This is a genomic window from Phycicoccus avicenniae (assembly GCF_050496545.1).
Classification (GTDB): Bacteria; Actinomycetota; Actinomycetes; order Actinomycetales; family Dermatophilaceae; genus Phycicoccus; species Phycicoccus avicenniae_A.
The window spans coordinates 25,059-42,282 of the sequence record NZ_JBNVZV010000001.1 but is presented as its reverse complement, the minus strand read 5'-3'; the positions used below and the strand labels follow the sequence as shown (position 1 = coordinate 42,282).

Annotated in this window: 17 protein-coding genes and 1 riboswitch; of the genes, 3 read left to right on the top strand and 14 right to left on the bottom strand. The window is 74.5% G+C overall.

What is annotated here, in order from left to right; all coding sequences use genetic code 11:
- Nucleotides 1-46: 46 nt before the first annotated feature.
- The 3 genes from ACQZ2A_RS00205 to ACQZ2A_RS00195 all read right to left on the bottom strand — a co-directional run bounded on the left by ACQZ2A_RS00205 (nt 47) and on the right by ACQZ2A_RS00195 (nt 2,095).
- Entirely contained in the window at nt 47-667 is a 621-nt protein-coding gene (locus tag ACQZ2A_RS00205; RefSeq protein WP_430206472.1) for an L-threonylcarbamoyladenylate synthase, read from the bottom strand.
- Nucleotides 668-713: 46 nt separating this feature from the next.
- Nucleotides 714-1,565 (bottom strand): hypothetical protein, encoded by an 852-nt coding sequence (locus tag ACQZ2A_RS00200; protein ID WP_430206471.1) that lies wholly within the window; start codon nt 1,563-1,565, stop codon nt 714-716.
- Nucleotides 1,566-1,633: 68 nt separating this feature from the next.
- Nucleotides 1,634-2,095 carry an OsmC family protein gene (locus tag ACQZ2A_RS00195; protein WP_430206470.1) on the bottom strand — a complete coding sequence of 154 codons (462 nt, stop codon included), beginning with the start codon at nt 2,093-2,095 and terminating at the stop codon, nt 1,634-1,636.
- 38 nt (nt 2,096-2,133) lie between these two features.
- On the opposite strand from ACQZ2A_RS00195, the gene ACQZ2A_RS00190 reads away from it, so the two are divergent.
- Complete coding sequence (locus ACQZ2A_RS00190; RefSeq protein WP_430206469.1) at nt 2,134-2,730, top strand: histidine phosphatase family protein; 597 nt, start codon at nt 2,134-2,136, stop codon at nt 2,728-2,730.
- Between the two features lie 3 nt (nt 2,731-2,733).
- Here the strand turns inward: ACQZ2A_RS00190 and ACQZ2A_RS00185 are convergent, their stop codons facing one another.
- Nucleotides 2,734-4,215 (bottom strand): glutamate-cysteine ligase family protein, encoded by a 1,482-nt coding sequence (locus tag ACQZ2A_RS00185; RefSeq protein WP_430206468.1) that lies wholly within the window; start codon nt 4,213-4,215, stop codon nt 2,734-2,736.
- Nucleotides 4,216-4,307: 92 nt separating this feature from the next.
- Between ACQZ2A_RS00185 and ACQZ2A_RS00180 the strand changes: the two genes are divergently transcribed.
- Complete coding sequence (locus tag ACQZ2A_RS00180; protein WP_430206467.1) at nt 4,308-5,480, top strand: exonuclease SbcCD subunit D; 1,173 nt, start codon at nt 4,308-4,310, stop codon at nt 5,478-5,480.
- A complete protein-coding gene (locus ACQZ2A_RS00175) occupies nt 5,477-8,503 on the top strand; it encodes an AAA family ATPase (protein WP_430206466.1) in 3,027 nt (1,008 codons plus the stop codon). Before ACQZ2A_RS00180 ends, ACQZ2A_RS00175 begins: the two co-directional genes overlap by 4 nt.
- Before the next feature lie 46 nt (nt 8,504-8,549).
- On the opposite strand, the gene gcvP is transcribed toward ACQZ2A_RS00175, so the two are convergent.
- The 10 genes from gcvP to ACQZ2A_RS00125 form a co-directional block, all read right to left on the bottom strand.
- The gene (gcvP, locus tag ACQZ2A_RS00170; RefSeq protein ID WP_430206465.1) at nt 8,550-11,426 is read right to left on the bottom strand and encodes an aminomethyl-transferring glycine dehydrogenase; all 2,877 of its coding nucleotides are present in this window, start codon (nt 11,424-11,426) and stop codon (nt 8,550-8,552) included.
- Nucleotides 11,427-11,494: 68 nt separating this feature from the next.
- Nucleotides 11,495-11,589: riboswitch (glycine riboswitch) on the bottom strand.
- Nucleotides 11,590-11,641: 52 nt separating this feature from the next.
- Nucleotides 11,642-12,229 carry a MerR family transcriptional regulator gene (locus tag ACQZ2A_RS00165; RefSeq protein ID WP_430206464.1) on the bottom strand — a complete coding sequence of 196 codons (588 nt, stop codon included), beginning with the start codon at nt 12,227-12,229 and terminating at the stop codon, nt 11,642-11,644.
- Nucleotides 12,230-12,417: 188 nt separating this feature from the next.
- On the bottom strand, nt 12,418-12,909 hold the full coding sequence (locus ACQZ2A_RS00160; RefSeq protein ID WP_430206463.1) for a bifunctional nuclease family protein: 492 nt from the start codon (nt 12,907-12,909) through the stop codon (nt 12,418-12,420).
- A 41-nt stretch (nt 12,910-12,950) separates the two neighbouring features.
- Entirely contained in the window at nt 12,951-13,631 is a 681-nt protein-coding gene (locus tag ACQZ2A_RS00155) for a MerR family transcriptional regulator (protein ID WP_430206462.1), read from the bottom strand.
- A 10-nt stretch (nt 13,632-13,641) separates the two neighbouring features.
- The gene (locus ACQZ2A_RS00150) at nt 13,642-14,103 is read right to left on the bottom strand and encodes an FHA domain-containing protein (RefSeq protein WP_430206461.1); all 462 of its coding nucleotides are present in this window, start codon (nt 14,101-14,103) and stop codon (nt 13,642-13,644) included.
- A gap of 101 nt (nt 14,104-14,204) precedes the next feature.
- Nucleotides 14,205-14,591 carry a glycine cleavage system protein GcvH gene (gene gcvH / locus ACQZ2A_RS00145; protein WP_430206460.1) on the bottom strand — a complete coding sequence of 129 codons (387 nt, stop codon included), beginning with the start codon at nt 14,589-14,591 and terminating at the stop codon, nt 14,205-14,207.
- Nucleotides 14,592-14,620: 29 nt separating this feature from the next.
- The gene (locus ACQZ2A_RS00140) at nt 14,621-15,385 is read right to left on the bottom strand and encodes a DUF881 domain-containing protein (RefSeq protein ID WP_430206459.1); all 765 of its coding nucleotides are present in this window, start codon (nt 15,383-15,385) and stop codon (nt 14,621-14,623) included.
- Entirely contained in the window at nt 15,382-15,714 is a 333-nt protein-coding gene (locus ACQZ2A_RS00135) for a small basic family protein (RefSeq protein WP_430206458.1), read from the bottom strand. Before ACQZ2A_RS00135 ends, ACQZ2A_RS00140 begins: the two co-directional genes overlap by 4 nt.
- The gene (locus ACQZ2A_RS00130; protein WP_430206457.1) at nt 15,711-16,604 is read right to left on the bottom strand and encodes a DUF881 domain-containing protein; all 894 of its coding nucleotides are present in this window, start codon (nt 16,602-16,604) and stop codon (nt 15,711-15,713) included. The genes ACQZ2A_RS00135 and ACQZ2A_RS00130 overlap by 4 nt, the downstream gene beginning before the upstream one ends.
- On the bottom strand, nt 16,601-17,197 hold the full coding sequence (locus tag ACQZ2A_RS00125) for a CDP-alcohol phosphatidyltransferase family protein (protein WP_430206456.1): 597 nt from the start codon (nt 17,195-17,197) through the stop codon (nt 16,601-16,603). The genes ACQZ2A_RS00130 and ACQZ2A_RS00125 overlap by 4 nt, the downstream gene beginning before the upstream one ends.
- Between the last annotated feature and the right edge of the window lie 27 nt (nt 17,198-17,224).

Below are 17,224 nucleotides of genomic sequence, written 5' to 3'. Positions count from 1 at the left end.
CCGACGCCGAGGCGCACACACGTCCGGGGGCCTGCGGTGCGAAGCCTCAGCGCGCGGGCCAGGAGCCGGCGCCCTGACGGACCACCTCGCCCGCCGGGTCGGTCGTGAAGTCGACGACCGTCGTGGGCTCGGTGCCGCACTCGCCGGAGTCGATGACGACGTCGACGACGTGGTCGAGCTCCTCCTTCACCTGCCAGCCGTCGGTCATCGGCTCGCTCTCGCCCGGGAGGATGAGCGTCGAGGACAGCAGCGGCTCCCCCAGCTCGGCCAGCAGGACCCGCACGACGGGGTGCTCGGGGATGCGCACGCCGACGGTGCGCTTCTTGGCGTGGAGCAGCCGGCGCGGCACCTCGTGCGTGGCCGGGAGGATGAACGTGTAGGGGCCGGGCGTCGAGGCCCGCACCGCCCGGAAGACGTGGTTGTCGACGTGCACGAGCTGCCCGAGCTGGGCGAAGTCGCGGCAGACCAGCGTGTAGTGGTGCCGGTCGTCCAGGCGGCGGATGGTGCGGATGCGGTCCTTGGCGGCCTGGTCGCCCATCAGCGCACCGAGCGCGTACCCGGAGTCGGTGGGGTAGGCGACGAGCCCGCCCTCGCGCAGCACGGCGACGGTCTGCGCGATCGCGCGCGGCTGGGGGTCGACCGGGTGCACGTCGAGGTAGCGGGCCACCGCGCCAGCCTAGGACCGCGATGCGCCGCGCGGCGAGGTGCTGACCTCAGGAGCGACGCAGACCCCGCGTCCAGAGCTCCGTGGTCTGGACGAGCCAGAAGACGGCGAAGAGGGTGATGAGGACGACCTCGACCGACAGCACGAGCACGGAGGAGCGCGCGAGCAGGCTGATCCCGACCGTGACGACGAGCGAGGCGAACATCAGCATCGAGATGGTCCGGTAGGTCGCGACGTACCGCGCGGCGGCGCGCGGCTCGGCGGCGGTCCCCATCGAGGAGCGGACGTCGCGCCCGTTGAGCCAGACGACGGCCACGATGCAGGCGAACATCGGGATGGCCGCGGCGCCGTGGGCGTGCGCGACGAAGGAGTCGCGGGCGACGTAGAACCACACCGCTCCCCCACCGAGCAGCAGGACCGTCCCGGTGATGCCCAGCCGGTCCCAACGGCCCAGGCCCGCGCCCCCGGCCTCGCGGCGCGCGATGACGAACACCGCGAGCCCGACCAGCGCCCCGGTGACGAAGAGCGCCTGCATGTTGTTCTCGACCCGCCCGGTCAGCACGCCGGAGGTCATCGGCACCGACGTGCACGTGCCCTCCTCCGCGGTCGGGACGAAGGCCACGCCGGGCGCGAGCATCCCGGCGACGTTGAGGAGCACGTCCTCGGCCTCGGAGTTGCCCTTGAGCGCGACGAGGCAGACCCCCATCGTCACCAGCACGCCGACGAAGACCGACTGCACGGGGGTGTGGAAGTAGGCGCTGATGGAGCCCTGGAGGCAGCGGCGGCCGGTGTCCCACCACTCGAGCGCGACGGCCGCGAAGAGCAGGACGACGATCGCCACGAGCGCGAGGCGCAGGTAGCGGTAGGTCTTGACGGCACCGAGGGCCGGGTCCGGCTGCATGGCTGCTCCTGTCGTCGGGCGGGACCGCTCCCCCCTCAGGAGGCGCCGGGGCCCGCGGCGATACCTGCTCAGGCCTCCCGGTAGGCGACCTCGGCGCCGCGCTGCACCGTGCGCGACACGGTGCACAGCCGGTCCCCGCTCTGGGCGATCGCCTTCGGCAGGCGTCCGCGGGCGCGCTCGCCCTCCTCGCCGTCGGGGAAGCGGACGCGGAAGGTGATCTCGATGCCCTCCATGAAGTTGCCGTCGTCGTCGCGGGCCTTCTCGCCGGCGGCGTCGACGTCGAAGGCGACCGGCTCGGCGATGCGGCTCGTGATGAAGTCGACGTCCGTGGCGCTGCACGCGGCCATCGCGGTGAGGAACAGCTCGACGGGCGTGAAGTCCTCGGTGTCCCCTCCCCCGCCGACGCGCATCGTGCCGCCGCGGGTGTTGTGGACCTCGTAGACGCCCTTCTCGAGGCGGGTCATCGTCACGCTGCGGTGGCCGAGGCCGGTGCCACCGGTGGCGGGCGGGGTGCTGGGGTCGCTGGTCACGCGCCACATCCTGTCACCGCCCTGCGAGGATGGCCGGCATGCCCGGCCGCCTCGTCCTCGTGCGCCACGGCGAGACCGAGTGGTCCGCCACCGGCCGCCACACCGGACGCACCGACGTCCCGCTCACCGACCGCGGTGAGGCCCAGGCCCGTTCGCTGCGTCCGGCCCTCGAGCAGATGACCGTGGCCGGGTCCTGGTGCTCCCCGCTGGCCCGCGCCCGGCGCACCGCCGAGCTCGCCGGGCTGACGCCCGAGCCGGACGCCGACCTGCTCGAGTGGGACTACGGCGGCTGGGAGGGACTGACCACCCCGGAGATCCGGGAGCGCACCGGCGACGCCGCCTGGACCGTCTTCCGGGACGGCGTCGTCCCCGGCGCCACGCCCGGCGAGACGGTCGAGGAGGTGTCGGCGCGGGCCTCGCGCGTGCTGGCCCGGGTCGAGCCGTCGCTGGCCGAGGGCGACGTCGTGCTCGTCGCACACGGCCACCTGCTGCGCATCCTCGCCGCGACGCGGCTGCGCCAGGAGCCGCGGTTCGCCGCGCACCTCCTGCTCGAGCCGGCCACGCTCTGCCTCCTCGACGAGGAGCACGGCCTGCCCGTGGTGCGGGGCTGGAACATCGAGCCACCCCGCGACTGAGGGCTAGGGCACCGGCCAGGTGTGCACCGGCTCGTTGCCGGACATGTGCTCGGCGTAGCGCTCGACCATGAGGCGCAGCGCCTCGCGGCGGTCGTGCCCCTCGGCCTCGAAGTGCTCGACCGTGCGCGTCTGCCAGTCGGCGCCGTTCTGACCGGTGGTGGCGCGACCCTCGATGATGCCGAGGTAGCGCTCGCGGACGGCGTCGGACACACCCCAGGCCTTCAGGCCCTCGTGCGCCATCGGCAGGAGGTGGCGCAGGACGAGCTCGTCGGCCGAGACCTCGCCGAAGCCCGGCCAGTAGACCCGCGCCTCGATGCCGTCGCGGGCGGTGCGGCGGAAGTTCTCCTCGCAGGCCGCGAAGCTCATCTTCGTCCAGACCGGGCGGTCGGCGGAGGCGAGCACGCGGATGGCCCCGTAGTAGAACGCGGCGTTGGCGAGCACGTCGGCGATGGTCGGGCCGGCCGGCAGGACGCGGTTCTCGACGCGCAGGTGCGGGGTGCCGCCGACGATGTCGTAGATCGGCCGGTTCCACCGGTAGACGGTGCCGTTGTGCAGCCGCAGCTCGGCGAGCTCGGGGGCGATGCCGGCCTCGAGCTTGGCCATCGGGTCCTCGTCGGTGACCTCGGCGAGGAGCGTCGGGAAGTAGCGGACGTTCTCCTCGAAGAGGTCGAAGATCGAGGTGATCCACCGCTCGCCGAAGAAGACCCGGGGCCGCACGCCCTGGTTGACGAGCTCGACGGGGCGGGTGTCGGTGGCCTGGGTGAAGAGCTCGATGCGGGTCTCGGCGTGCAGGCGCTTGCCGAAGAAGTACGGGCTGTTGGCGGCCAGCGCCAGCTGGACCGAGCTGATCGCCTGCGCGGCGTTCCAGTGGTTGGCGAAGTCGTGCGGCGCGACCTGGAGGTGCAGCTGGACGCTGGTGCAGGCCGACTCGGGCGCGATGGAGTCGCAGTAGGTGGCGACCCGCTCCCCCGTGGGGCCCTCGATGTCGAGGTAGACGTCCTCGCCGCGGGCCAGGAAGATCGAGTCGTTGAGCGCCGTGTACCGGTTGTTCCGGCTGATCCAGTCGCCCTCGTAGTGCTCGGGCATGATCGTCGGGAGGATGCCGATGGCCACGATGGTCGAGCCCACCCGCCGTGCTGCGGCGTCGGCGGCGTTGAGGCTCTCGCGCAGGTCGCGCTCGAGCTCGAGGGCGGAGTCGCCCGGGAGCGGCCGCGGCGGCACGTTGAGCTCGATGTTGTACTGCGCGAGCTCGGTCTGGTAGCCGGGGTCGGCGATCGCCTCGAGAACCTGGGCGTTGTGGAAGTGCGGCTGCTGGTGCTCGTCGATGAGGTTGAGCTCGATCTCGAGGCCGGTCATCGGCCGGTCGAACTCGAAGCTGCTCTGCGTGAGCATCCGCTCGAAGACGTCGAGGTTCTGCCGGACCTTCTCGCGGTAGCGCTGGCGCTGCTCCCGGGTGTAGCTCTGCGCGCTGACCTCGGCTCCCATGACGACAACCAACCACATCGCGGGGTCGGCGCGGTAGCGGAGACGCGTTTCGGTCCCGGACTCTGTCGGACCGCTCTCCTAGCGTGGTCCCCATGCGGTTGCTGCACACCTCCGACTGGCACCTGGGACGTTCGTTCCACGGTGTCGGGCTGCTCGGTGCCCAGGCCGCCCACCTCGACCACCTCGTCGAGGTCGTCCGCGCCGAGCAGGTCGACGCCGTGCTCGTCAGCGGCGACGTCTACGACCGGGCGATGCCCGCCCCCGACACCGTCGCCCTGCTCTCGCAGACCCTCGAGCGGGTCGTCGACGCCGGCGCGCAGGTCGTCGTCTCCAGCGGCAACCACGACTCCGCGACCCGACTGGGGTTCGCCTCCGGCCTGCTCGAGCGCTCGGGGGTGCACCTGCGCACCTCCGTCGCCGACGTCGGGCGGCCGGTGCTGCTCGGCGACGTCGCGGTGCACCCCCTCCCCTACCTCGAGCCCGCCCTCGTCGCCGACGCCCTCGGGGCCACCGAGCGCACGCACGCCGCCGTGCTGCGGGCGGCGATGGACCGGGTACGGGCCGACGCCGCGGGTCGGGGCGGTCGCACGGTCGTCATGGCGCACGCGTTCGTCTCCGGGGGCCTCGCCAGCGACTCCGAGCGCGACATCTCGGTCGGCGGGGTCTCCGCCGTCCCGGTCGAGGTGTTCGACGGCGTCGACTACACCGCCCTCGGGCACCTGCACGGCCGGCAGCGGGTCTCGGAGTCGGTGCGCTACAGCGGCTCCCCCGTCGCGATGTCGTTCAGCGAGTGGAGTCACCGCAAGGGCGGGCTGCTCGTCGACCTCGGCGGCGCCGACGTCGTCGTCGAGGAGGTCGACGCCCCGGTGCAGCGGCCGCTGGCGGTCCTGCGGGGCCACCTCGAGGACCTGCTGGCCGACCCGCGCCACGCGGCGGCCGAGGACGCCTGGTGCCAGGTCACCCTCACCGACCCCTCGCGCCCGCTCGGGGCGATGGAGCGCCTGCGCCGCCGCTTCCCGCACACCCTCGAGCTGCGGTTCGAGCCCGAGGGCCCGGTCCGCGAGCTGCGGCCGTACTCCGCGCGGGTGCGCGCCGAGTCGCCCGTCGACGTCTGCTGCGACTTCCTCGACCACGTTCGCGCCGGGCAGGGCGCCGACACCGACGAGCGGGCGCTGCTCGAGGAGGCCGTCGAGGCCTCGCGCGTGGAGCGCGGGCTCGCCGACGACGAGGGCGTGGCCCGCCCTGGCCGGGTGGGTGCCGCATGAGGATCCACCGGCTCGAGGTGCAGGCCTTCGGGCCGTTCGCCGAGCGGGTCGTCGTCGACGTCGACGACGTCTCCGCCGGCGGCCTCTTCCTCGTCCACGGCCCCACCGGGTCCGGCAAGACCAGCCTCCTCGACGCCGTCTGCTTCGCGCTCTACGCCGACGTGCCCGGGGCGCGCCGCAAGCAGGCCCTGCGCAGCGACCACGCCGCCCCCGACGCCGTGCCCCAGGTCGTCCTCGAGGCCACCGTCGGCGGGCGACGGCTGCGGATCACCCGCTCCCCCGAGTGGTTCCGGCCGAAGAAGCGCGGCACGGGCACGACGCGCGTGCAGCCCTCGGTCGTCCTCGAGGAGCTCCGGGACGGCGCCTGGGACCCGGTGAGCACGCGCCACGACGAGGTCGCCGACGTCGTCCTCGACGTCCTCGGGATGGGCCTGAAGCAGTTCGCCTCGGTCGTGATGCTCCCCCAGGGCGACTTCGCGGCCTTCCTGCGCGCCACGCCCGAGGACCGCCGCGAGATCCTCGAGCGGCTCTTCGACATCGGCGTCTACGCCGACGTCGAGCAGTGGCTCGCCGACGCGCGGCGTGACGGCGCCGCCGGGCTCGATGCCGCCCGGGCCGGGCTCGAGGCCGACCTCGTCCGGCTCGACGACGTCCTCGGAGCGGTGGCGCCCGCCGGCGACGGCGGCCCGGCCGAGGAGAGCGGCCCGACCCTCGCCGAGACCTCGCTCGCCGACCTGCCCGCACGGCTCGCCGAGGTCGCCACGTCACTGGCCGGACGGGTCACCACCTCCCTCGCGACCCTCGACGCCGCCGAGACCGCGGAGGGCCACGCCACCCGGGCCCTCACCGAGGCCCGAGCCCTCCTCGAGCGGCGCCGCCGGGGAGCGGAGGCGCAGGCCCGCCTCGCCCGGCTGGACGCCGAGGCCGGTGAGCACGGTGCCCGCGTCGCCACGCTGGAGGCGGCCGACCGTGCCGCCGGGGTGCGCGGGCACCTCGGGGCGCTCACCCGCCTGCGCACAGAGGCCGACGCCCTGACCCGCGACGGCGACCGGCTCCACGACGTCGTGGCGGCGCTCGGGGTCGACCTCGACGCTGCACCCGTCGCCGAGCTGGCCTCTCGCACCGCCGCTCTCGACGACGTCGCCGCCGCCCTGCACCGCGACACCGCGACCGCGCGTGACCTCGCGGCCGGACTCGAGCGGGGGGAGGCGCAGCGCGCCGGCCTCGCGACGCGGCGCGAGGAGGTGGCCGCCGAGCTGCCCGGGGTGCGCGCGGCCCTCGAGGCGGCCTCGCGTGACGTCGAGCGGCTGTCGGCCGGTGGCGCCCGCGCCGACGACCTCGCGGCCGCCGTCGTCGAGGCCGAGAAGCGGCTGGCCGTCCTCGACGCCCTCGAGCGCGACCGCACCCGGCTCACGGTGCTCGACCCCGAGGTGCTCGCCGCCCGCGAGACCCTCTCGGCCCGCCTCGCCGACCTCATCGCGCTCCAGCAGCGCCGCCTCGACGAGATGGCCGCCGAGCTGGCCGGGTCGCTCGCCGACGGCAGCCCGTGCCCGGTGTGCGGATCGGCCGAGCACCCGGCGCCGGCCGTGGCCGTCGACCCGGTCACCCCGCAGCAGCTCACCCACGCCGAGGGCGTCGTCGCCCTGGCCCGCACCGCCGTCGGCGCCGTCGAGGCCGAGGTCGCCGAGCTCACCGCCGCGGTCCGCACCCGCGAGGACCTCCTCGGGGGCTCCTCCCGGGCCGAGGTCGAGACCGCGCTCGCGGCCGCCCGCGCCGCGCACCGCGAGGCCCGCGAGGCCGGGCGGGCGCTCGGCGAGGCCGCTGCCGGGCTCCGGCGCGCCCGAGAGGCGGCCGAGCGCCTCGGCACCGAGCACGAGACCCTCGGGGCCACGCTGGCCTCCCTCGACGAGCGGCTCGCCGAGGTGGCCACGGAGGCCGAGACGGTGGCGACCCGACTGGCCGCGGACCTCGCGGAGCACACCGGGTGCCCGTGCGGAGGTGGCGCGGACCCGCTGCGGCACACCGAGGTCCGCGATGCACTCGCCCGCCTGGCCGCCGCGCGATCCACCCGGGAGGCCGCCCTCGAGCGGCTCGCGGAGGCCACCGCCGACCTCGACGCCGCGCTCGCCGAGGCCGGCTTCGACACGGCCGACGAGGCGCGGGCCGCCGTCCTGCCGGTGCCCGAGGCGGACCGCCTGCGCGATGCCGTCCTGGGCCACGAGCGCGACCGGGTGGCGGCCGCCGCGGCCCTCGCCGAGCCCGAGGTGGTCGCCGCCCTCGCGGCCGAGCCGCCCGCCCTCGACGCCCTCGAGGAGGCCTTCGGCCGCGCCCGCCGCGCCGTCCTGGCCGCGGGGTCCGAGCACGACGCCCTCGGCCGCGCCTCGCGCACCCTCGAGCGCGTGCGCCCCGCCCTCGAGGAGGCCTGCGCGGCCGTGGCGGAGCGGGCCCACCGGCACGAGCGGGTCCGTGAGCTCGCCGACACCGTCGGGGGCACCGGCGCCGACAACACGCTCCGGATGCGGCTCAGCTCGTTCGTCCTCGCCGCCCGCCTCGAGAAGGTCGCGACGCTGGCCAACGAGCGGCTCGCGGTCATGGGCGGCGGGCGCTACCTGCTCGAGCACACCGACGACCGGGCGGCCCGGAACGCGCGGTCCGGCCTCGGCCTGCGGGTCCTCGACCAGTGGACCGGCCGGGCCCGCGACACCGCCTCGCTCTCCGGCGGCGAGTCCTTCATGGCCTCCCTCGCCCTGGCCCTCGGCCTCGCCGACGCCGTCCGCGAGGAGGCCGGCGGGCTCGACCTCGGCACCCTCTTCATCGACGAGGGCTTCGGCAGCCTCGACGACGACAGCCTCGAGCAGGTCCTCACCGTCCTCGACGGCCTGCGCGAGGGCGGGCGTGCGGTCGGTGTGGTGAGCCACGTCGCGGACCTCCGGGCCCGCATCCCCCACCAGGTCGTCGTGACCAAGGGCGCCGCCGGCAGCGGCGTCACGGTGCGCACCGACACGGCGGTGCCCGCCGCCTGAGCAGGCGACGGGCACCGGGCCGGGTTCTGCGGGAGGGCCTCCCGGCTCAGTCCTCGAACGCCTCCGGCGAGGGGCACGAGCACACCAGGTGGCGGTCGCCGTACGCGCCGTCGATGCGGCGCACCGGCGGCCAGTACTTGGCCGTGGCGTCCACTCCCTCGGGGTAGGCGGCGGTCCGGCGGTCGTACGGGTGGTCCCACTCCCCCACCAGCGCGGCGGCGGTGTGCGGCGCGTGCCGAAGCACGCTGTCGGCCGCGGCCACCGCACCCGAGCCGACCTCGTCGATCTCGGCGCGGATGGCGATCATCGCGTCGCAGAACCGGTCCAGCTCACCGAGGTCCTCGCTCTCGGTCGGCTCGACCATCAGCGTGCCCGCGACCGGGAAGGACATCGTCGGGGCGTGGAAGCCGTGGTCGACGAGCCGCTTGGCGACGTCGTCGACGGTCACGCCGGTCTCCTTGGTGATGCCGCGCAGGTCGAGGATGCACTCGTGCGCGACGAGCCCGTCGTGGCCGGAGTAGAGCACCGGGTAGTGCTCGCGCAGCCGGGTCGCCACGTAGTTCGCGTTGAGCACCGCGACCTCCGTAGCGCGCCGGAGCCCGGCCCCGCCCATGAGCCGGACGTAGGCCCACGAGATGGGCAGGATGCTCGCCGAGCCGTAGGGCGCGGCCGACACCGGGCCGACCCCACCCTCCGGGCCGGCCTCGGCGTCGAGCGGGTGGTTCGGCAGGAACGGCGCGAGGTGCTCGCGGACGCCGACCGGACCCACACCGGGCCCACCGCCGCCGTGCGGGATGCAGAAGGTCTTGTGCAGGTTGAGGTGCGAGACGTCGGCGCCGAACTTCCCGGGGCGGGCCACGCCGACGAGGGCGTTGAGGTTGGCGCCGTCGACGTACACCTGCCCGCCTGCGTCGTGGACCATCGCGCAGAGGTCGGTGATGGTGTCCTCGAAGACGCCGTGCGTCGAGGGGTAGGTGACCATGATCGCCGCGAGGGTGTCACGGTGCTGCTCGACCTTGGCGGTGAGGTCGTCCATGTCGACGTTGCCGGTCACGGCGTCGGTCTTGACGACGACCACGCGCATCCCGGCCATCACCGCGCTCGCGGCGTTCGTGCCGTGGGCGCTGGACGGGATGAGGCAGACCCGGCGATCGGTGTCGCCGTTCGCGCGGTGGTAGGCCGCGATGGCGAGCAGCCCGGCCAGCTCGCCCTGGCTGCCGGCGTTGGGCTGGAGCGAGACGGCGTCGTAGCCGGTGATCTCGCAGAGCCACTGCGACAGTTCGTCGACGAGGCCGCGGATGCCGCGGGTCTGCTCGAGCGGGGCGAACGGGTGCAGGTTCGCGAACTCGGGCCAGGTGACGGCGACCATCTCGGTCGTGGCGTTGAGCTTCATCGTGCAGGAGCCGAGCGGGATCATCCCCCGGTCGAGCGCGAAGTCGCGGTCGGCGAGGCGGCGCAGGTAGCGCAGCATCGCGGTCTCCGAGCGGTGCGCCGAGAAGACCGGGTGGGTGAGGTACTCGGAGCTGCGGGTGAGCGCCTCGGGCCACTCCGGCGCGGCGACCTCGACCCGCTCGGGCTCGGCGACGCGCAGCGCCCGGCAGACCTTCCCGAGGACCGTCGCGTCGGTCGTCTCGTCGACGCTCAGCAGGACCGTGTCGTCGTCCTGGCGCCAGAGGTTGACGCCCTCGGCCAGCGCGGCGGCGACGACGCCGTCGGCCTCGCCCGGTACACGCAGGGCGAGGGTGTCGAAGAACGCGCCGTCGGCGACCTCGACCCCACCTGCGCGCAGCGCGTCGGCGAGGGCCCGGGCGTGCCCGTGCACGCGAAGAGCGATGCCGCGCAACCCGTCCGGCCCGTGGTAGACCGCGTACATGCTCGCCATCACGGCCAGCAGGACCTGCGCGGTGCAGATGTTGGAGGTCGCCTTCTCGCGGCGGATGTGCTGCTCGCGGGTCTGCAGCGCGAGGCGGTAGGCGGGCGCGCCGTCGGCGTCGACGGACACCCCGACGAGCCGCCCGGGCAGCGTGCGCTCGAGCCCGGCGCGAACCGACATGTAGCCGGCGTGCGGGCCGCCGAAGCCCATCGGCACGCCGAAGCGCTGGGTGGTGCCGACGGCGACGTCGGCGCCCCACTCCCCCGGCGGGGTGGCGAGGGTGAGGGCGAGGAGGTCGGCGGCGGCGGTGACCAGCGCACCGGCCTCGTGCGCGGCCTCGGCCAGGGCCCGGTGGTCGTGGAGGCGGCCGTCACGGGCCGGGTACTGGACGAGGACGCCGAAGACGTCGGCCCCACCGGCCGCGGCGCGCAGCGCGTCGACCGAGTCGACCCCGGAGAGGTCGGCGACGACCACCGGCAGGTCGAGCGGCACGGCCCGGGTCCGCACGACCGCGAGGGTCTGCGGGAAGACACCCTCGTCGACGAGGAGCACGGCATCCGCGGCGGCCTTGGAGCTGCGGCGCATCAGTGTCATCGCCTCGGCGGCCGCGGTGGCCTCGTCGAGGAGGGAGGCGCCGGCCGTGGCGAGCCCGGTGAGGTCGCCGACGACGGTCTGGAAGTTGAGCAGGGCCTCGAGGCGGCCCTGGGAGATCTCCGGCTGGTACGGCGTGTACGCGGTGTACCAGGCGGGGTTCTCGAGGACGTTGCGCTGGATGACCGCCGGCGTGCGGGTGCCGTAGTACCCGAGCCCGATCATCGAGGTGAGCACCCGGTTGCGGGCGGCGACCTCGCGCAGCTCGGCGACGACGGCGGCCTCGGACTCGGCGGGCTGCACGTCGAGGTCGCCCTCGAAGCGGATGCCGCCGGGCACCGCGGTGTCGACGAGGTCCTCGAGCGACGTGCGGCCGACGACCTTGAGCATCCCGGCGAGGTCGTCCTCGCGGGGGCCGATGTGCCGGCCGGCGAACTCGGGAAGGGTGGGCGTGCTCACGGGACCTCCGGAGGGGAACAGACGGTGTCGTCCTCCCCCTCTGTCGGCCGGTGGGCCTCCAGAGGTGCCTGTCCCGTGCGGTCCTTGGGCCTGAGAGGTTCCGGGGAGTGTTGCCCCTTCGGCGCCGCGGCCGGGTGGCCGTGGACTCTCCCGCACGGTGTGAGCGGCAGGCCCCAACCTACCATCGGGCGTGGGCCCGGGTGGGGTGGCGCGGCTCAGGCCAGACGGGCCGCGCGGCGCAGCGACAGCTCGTCGCCGGCCGCCGTGAGGGCCTCGGCGCCGCCCTCGTGCTCGGAGCGCTCGCTCGGCAGGGAGGCGAGCTCGCCCTCGACCTCGCGCCAGACCTTGCCGACGGCGATGCCGAAGACGCCCTGGCCGCCCTGGAGGAGGTCGATGACCTCGTCGGCGGAGGTGCACTCGTAGACGGACGCGCCGTCGCTCATCAGCGTGATGCCGGCGAGGTCCTCGACCCCGCGGGCCCGCAGCACGGTGATCGCGCCGCGGATCTGCTGGAGCGAGACCCCGGTGTCGAGGAGGCGCTTGACGACCTTGAGGACCAGGATGTCGCGGAAGCCGTACAGCCGCTGCGTGCCGGAGCCACCGGCCGCGCGGACCGAGGGCTCGACGAGCCCGGTGCGGGCCCAGTAGTCGAGCTGGCGGTAGGTGATGCCGGCCGCCTTGCACGCCGTGGGGCCGCGGTAGCCGACCTCGTCGTCGAGCTCGGGCAGGTCGTCGGCGAACAGCACGCCCTGGGCGGGGACGGGGACGGACCCCGTCGTGCGCGCCTCTCCGGTGGAGCCCACGCCTACCTCCTGATGCCGTCACCTGTCAGGGCGACTGTACGCCGGTGAATGACATGGGCGTCACTCTCCGCGTCACTTCTGTGACTGGTGTGACGGTAGGGGCGGATGTGACCGAAAGCAACGACCGCGCACCCACCCCGCTCACCGGCGTGTCGCGGCGGCGTGTCGGGCAGGTGTCCGGCCCGGTCCTAGGAGTCGGCCTCGGTGTCGAAGTCGTCGGCCGAGACGTGGTCGAGGAACTCCTTGAACTTCTCGACCTCGTCGTCCTCGGTCTCGGCCATCTCGACGCCGGCCTCGTCGAGCAGGGCGTCCTCGGCGACGATCTCGGCGCCGGCCCGCAGGGCCAGGGCGATGGCGTCCGAGGAGCGCGAGTCGACGTCGGTGCCGCCGCCGGCGGCCCCGCCGTCGAGGGCGAGGACGGCGTGGAAGGCGCCGTCGCGCAGGGCGACGATGCGGACCCGGGTCAGGGTGTGCCCGAGGTCCTCGATGACGGTACGCAGCAGGTCGTGGGTGAGCGGCCGCGGCGGCACGACCCCCTGCTGCGCGTAGGCGATGGCCGTGGCCTCCGCGGCCCCGATCCAGATGGGCAGGTAGCGGTCGCCGTCGCGCTCCCGCAGGAGGACGATCGGCTGGTTGTTGGGCATCTCGACCCGCACCCCGAGCACGTCCATCACCTTCACACCGTCACCGTACCCCGGCTCCGGCACGGGCCGGGAGGTGGTCAGCCGCGACGCTCGAGACCACCCCGGACGAGGGCCGCGTGCAGGGCCAGGACGTGCCGACCGACCTCGTCGACGGCCCGGTCCGCGGCGGCGCCGCGCAGGGTGCCGGTGACCTGCTCGACGAGCCCGACCTCGCGGTCGGCGGCGGCCCGGAAGGCCCGCAGGTGGCGCGCCTCGACGCCGTAGCGGGCCAGCCCGGCGGCGGCCCGCGCCGCCCGCAGGTCCTCGGGACCGTGGAAGCCGTCGGCCCCCGGCCGCAGCAGCCCGTGGTCGACCAGCGCCGCCACCGCCGCGGGGTCCAGGCCGCTCGCGACGCCCACCTCGACGGCGGTGAGGCGCACGGGCCGACCGTCGAGGAGCGGCCCGGCATCGGGGACGTCGGGGTCCGGGCCGGGGTCGGGGACGACCGGGCGCGCGTCGGGACCCGTGGGCACCAGGCCGCGGTCGATGGCCTCGAGGGCCTCGCGGATCACCTTCAGCGGCCAGAAGAGCTCACGCTGGGCGCGCAGGACGTAGCGGAGCCGCTCGACGTCGGCCTCGGTGTAGCGCCGGTAGCCCGCCGCGGAGCGCTCCGGGGTGACCAGCCCCTCGGCCTCGAGGAAGCGGATCTTGGAGATCGTGACGTCCGGGTGCTCCTCGGCGAGGGCCGCGACGACGGCCCCGATCGTCAGGGGGCGCACGGACCCGCGGTCAGTCGCGCGCGGCCGCGTAGAAGACGAGGCGGAACTTGCCGATCTGGACCTCGTCGCCGGTGCTCAGCTCGGCCTCGTCGACGAGGTCGCGGTTGACGTAGGTACCGTTGAGCGAGCCGACGTCGTGGACCGAGAAGCCGGTCGCGGAGCGCCGGAAGACGGCGTGCTTGCGCGAGACCGTGACGTCGTCGAGGAAGATGTCGCTGTCGGGGTGGCGCCCCGACATCACCTCGTCGTCGTCGAGGAGGAAGCGGGCGCCGGTGTTCGGGCCCCGCAGCACCACGAGCAGCGCCGTGCCGGTGCGCAGCGCCTCGACGGTGGCGAGGTCGGCCTTCGTGAGGACGTGCTCGGCCTCTCCCTGCGGCTCGACCCGCCCGGCGCCCTCGACCGCCTGGAGGCGCATCGTCGTGGGCTCGGGCGCGGCCTGCCCCTGCTCGTCGCCGCGCTCGTCAGCACTCATGTCGACCAGTCCACCCTTCCCTCGGCACTCCCTCGCGGAACTGCCACCCTAGATCACGGCGAGGCGGATGTCCCCCTCGTCGGCTCGACCGCGGCCGCGGCTCAGGACAGCTGCGCGGTGTACCCGTCGACGTCGAGCAGCGCGGCGACGTCTGCGGCGTCGGCCGGGCGCAGCTCGTACATCCAGCCCTCGCCGTAGGGGTCGGTGTTGACCAGCTCGGGCGTGGCGTCCAGGGCCGGGTTGACCGCGGTGACCTCGCCGGCGATCGGGGCGTACAGGTCGCTGACCGACTTCGTGGACTCGACCTCGCCGCAGGTGTCGCCGGCCGCCACGGTGTCACCGACGGTGGGCAGGCTGACGTAGACGACGTCGCCGAGGGCCTCCTGGGCGAAGGCGGTGATGCCGATGCGCACCGTCTCGCCCTCCTCGCGGACCCACTCGTGCTCGGCGGTGTAGCGCAGGCCTGCGGGGTACTCGAGGTCGCTCATGGTTCTCCTGTCTCGGGCGCGCGGACGCGTCAGGGTGTGGTCGTCGGTACCGGGCGAGCGTACTGAGGCGTGGTGACGCTCAGCAACGCGTCGACCTCGACCTCGTCACGGATGTCGACCGAGGCGGTCCCGCCGGCGCGCTTGACGGTGGCGGTGACCCCGCCGGGGATCTGCATGGCACCGGCGAGGGAGTTGGCGTCGCCGATGGCGCGCACGACGTACGGCGGGCGGACGAGCGCGCCGGAGACCGAGATCCCGCCATCGGCGTCGGCGAACCACGTCGAGGCCACCACCCGCACGTCACCGACCTGGAGGGCCTCGGCGCCGGCGGCGCGCAGCTCCTGGATGGCGTCGAGGAGGATCGTCTGGGTGATCTTGCCCTCGGGGTCGTCGATGCGCAGGACGATGCCGGGGCCGGTGGCCGGGGCCGTGCCGGCGAGGATGCCGAGGGCGTCGACGCGCTCGCGCGCCGCCCGCTGGGCCTCCTCCTCGCTCGTGCCGCGGCTCTTCAGCAGCTCGAGGGAGGACTGGAGGTCGCGGACCTCGCTGGAGAGCCGGTCGCCGTCCTGGTCGACGTCGGCGAAGATGCGCACCAGCTCGTCCTCGCGCAGGTTCTCCAGGCCCTGGATCGAGGTCTGGCGGACCTGGGCGATGATCGCGAAGCCGAGCGAGGCGGCCAGGAGCATCACCAGGACGTTGGAGCGGCTCGGGCGCGGGGTGCCGGCGCGCCGCAGCCGCGACCACGCGTGGCGCGCGTCGTCCGGGGGCCTCGGGGTGCGGTCCGTGCCGCTCATGCGTCGAAGAGGTGGCGCCGGATCGAGGCCACGTTGGAGAAGATCCGCACCCCGAGGACGACGACGACCCCGGTGGAGAGCTGGCTGCCGACCCCGAGCTTGTCGCCGAGGAAGACGATGAACGCGGCGACGACGACGTTGGAGAGGAACGAGACGACGAAGACCTTGTCGCTGAAGATGCCGTCGAGGATGGCCCGCACGGCACCGAAGACCGCGTCGAGGGCGGCGATGACCGCGATCGGCAGGTACGGCTGGAGCCACACCGGCACCGTGGGCTGCAGCAGCAGCCCGACGACGACGCCGATGGCCAGTCCGATGGCAGGGATCACGACGAGGAGTCCTCCGGGTCGCTGGGCGTCCCGCTCGTCGGGGACGCCCCAGTATCCATCGTCGTCGCGAACCGCGTGACCAGGCCCGTCGCGGCCGGGACGGTGAGCCCGCTGCGCACGTCGGTGTCGGTGCGGATGCCGAAGTTGTCGTGCAGCACCGAGAGGTAGCTGCCGCCCTCGCCGTCGGCGAACGCTCCCGGCATCTCCTTCGGGTTCCCGATCGCGGTGACGACGTAGGGGCGGGTGAGCGGGCGGAAGTCGACGACGAGCGCGGACCCGGCGAAGCGGATCGCGGAGACCGACGTCAGCCGGTTGCCGTTGATGCTCACCGCCTCGGCCCCCGCCCGCCACAGCGCGTTGGTGACGTACTGGAGGTCGCGGGCGAGGATCCGCTTCTGGTCGGCGCCGTCGCCCGAGGGGTCCTCGGCGTCGGCGTCCGCGGCGTCGTCGAGGGTGAGGACGAGCCCCGGCCCCGTGAGGGCCACACCACCGACCGCGCGGGAGAGCTCGCGGCTGCGGGCGAGGTTCCCCCCGGACGCGCCGAGCTGGGAGGCCTCGAGGGCGCCCACCTCGCCCTGGAGGCGCTGCGCCTCGGTCGAGAGCCGCTCGACCTCGGCGCGGCGGGTCTCGATCTGGCCGACGAGGTCGGCGCGGGCGGCGCTGCGCGGCGTGTCGTCGGCTCGCAGGTTGGCCGCGGCGACGCCGACGACCAGCCCCATGGCCAGCGCGGCGACGAGCAGGCGGGGGGCCCGCAGCGAGGTCGAGCGCGGCTGCCCGGCGGCCTCGCGGCGGTCCGCGGCGGCCTGGTAACCGGGGTCGAGGGGGCGCTCCATCATCGTCCGGATGAGCGTCATCGACGCGTCCGGGCGGCGCGGGGCGCCGGTGCTCACGCCGCGACCGCCCGCTCGTGCGCCAGCAGCCGGCGCAGCTGGACCGCGTAGAGCAGGCCGGAGAACCAGTACAGGACGATGCCCCACCACGCGAAGCCCCAGCCGACGGGCTCGGCGACGCGCGCGAACGTGGAGTCGCCGTCGGCGAGGAGCAGCAGCGGGAAGGCGTAGAGCAGGTTGAAGGTGGCGGCCTTGCCGGCGAAGTGCACCGGCAGCCCGAGCCAGCCGTGCCGCTTGGCGATGAGCACGACGACCCCCATGAACGCTTCGCGCGCGAACAGCACGACGACGACCCACCAGGGCAGGATGTCGCGCCAGGCCAGCCCGAGGAGCGTCGAGGCGATGTACAGGCGGTCGGCGACGGGGTCGAGGAGCTGGCCGAGGCGCGACTCGAGGCCGTACATCCGGGCGATCTTGCCGTCGAGGTAGTCGGTGAGGCCCGAGGCCATGAGCAGCACGAGCGCGAGGACGTCGTGCTCGGTGACGATGGCCCAGAGGAAGACCGGGACGCCGACGAGGCGTAGGGCGCTGAGGACGTTGGGGACGGTGAGGACGCGCGTGCTCACGGGTGCCTTCGACCCCTCGACCGACATGGGCGCCACTGTAGGCGGTCATAGGGT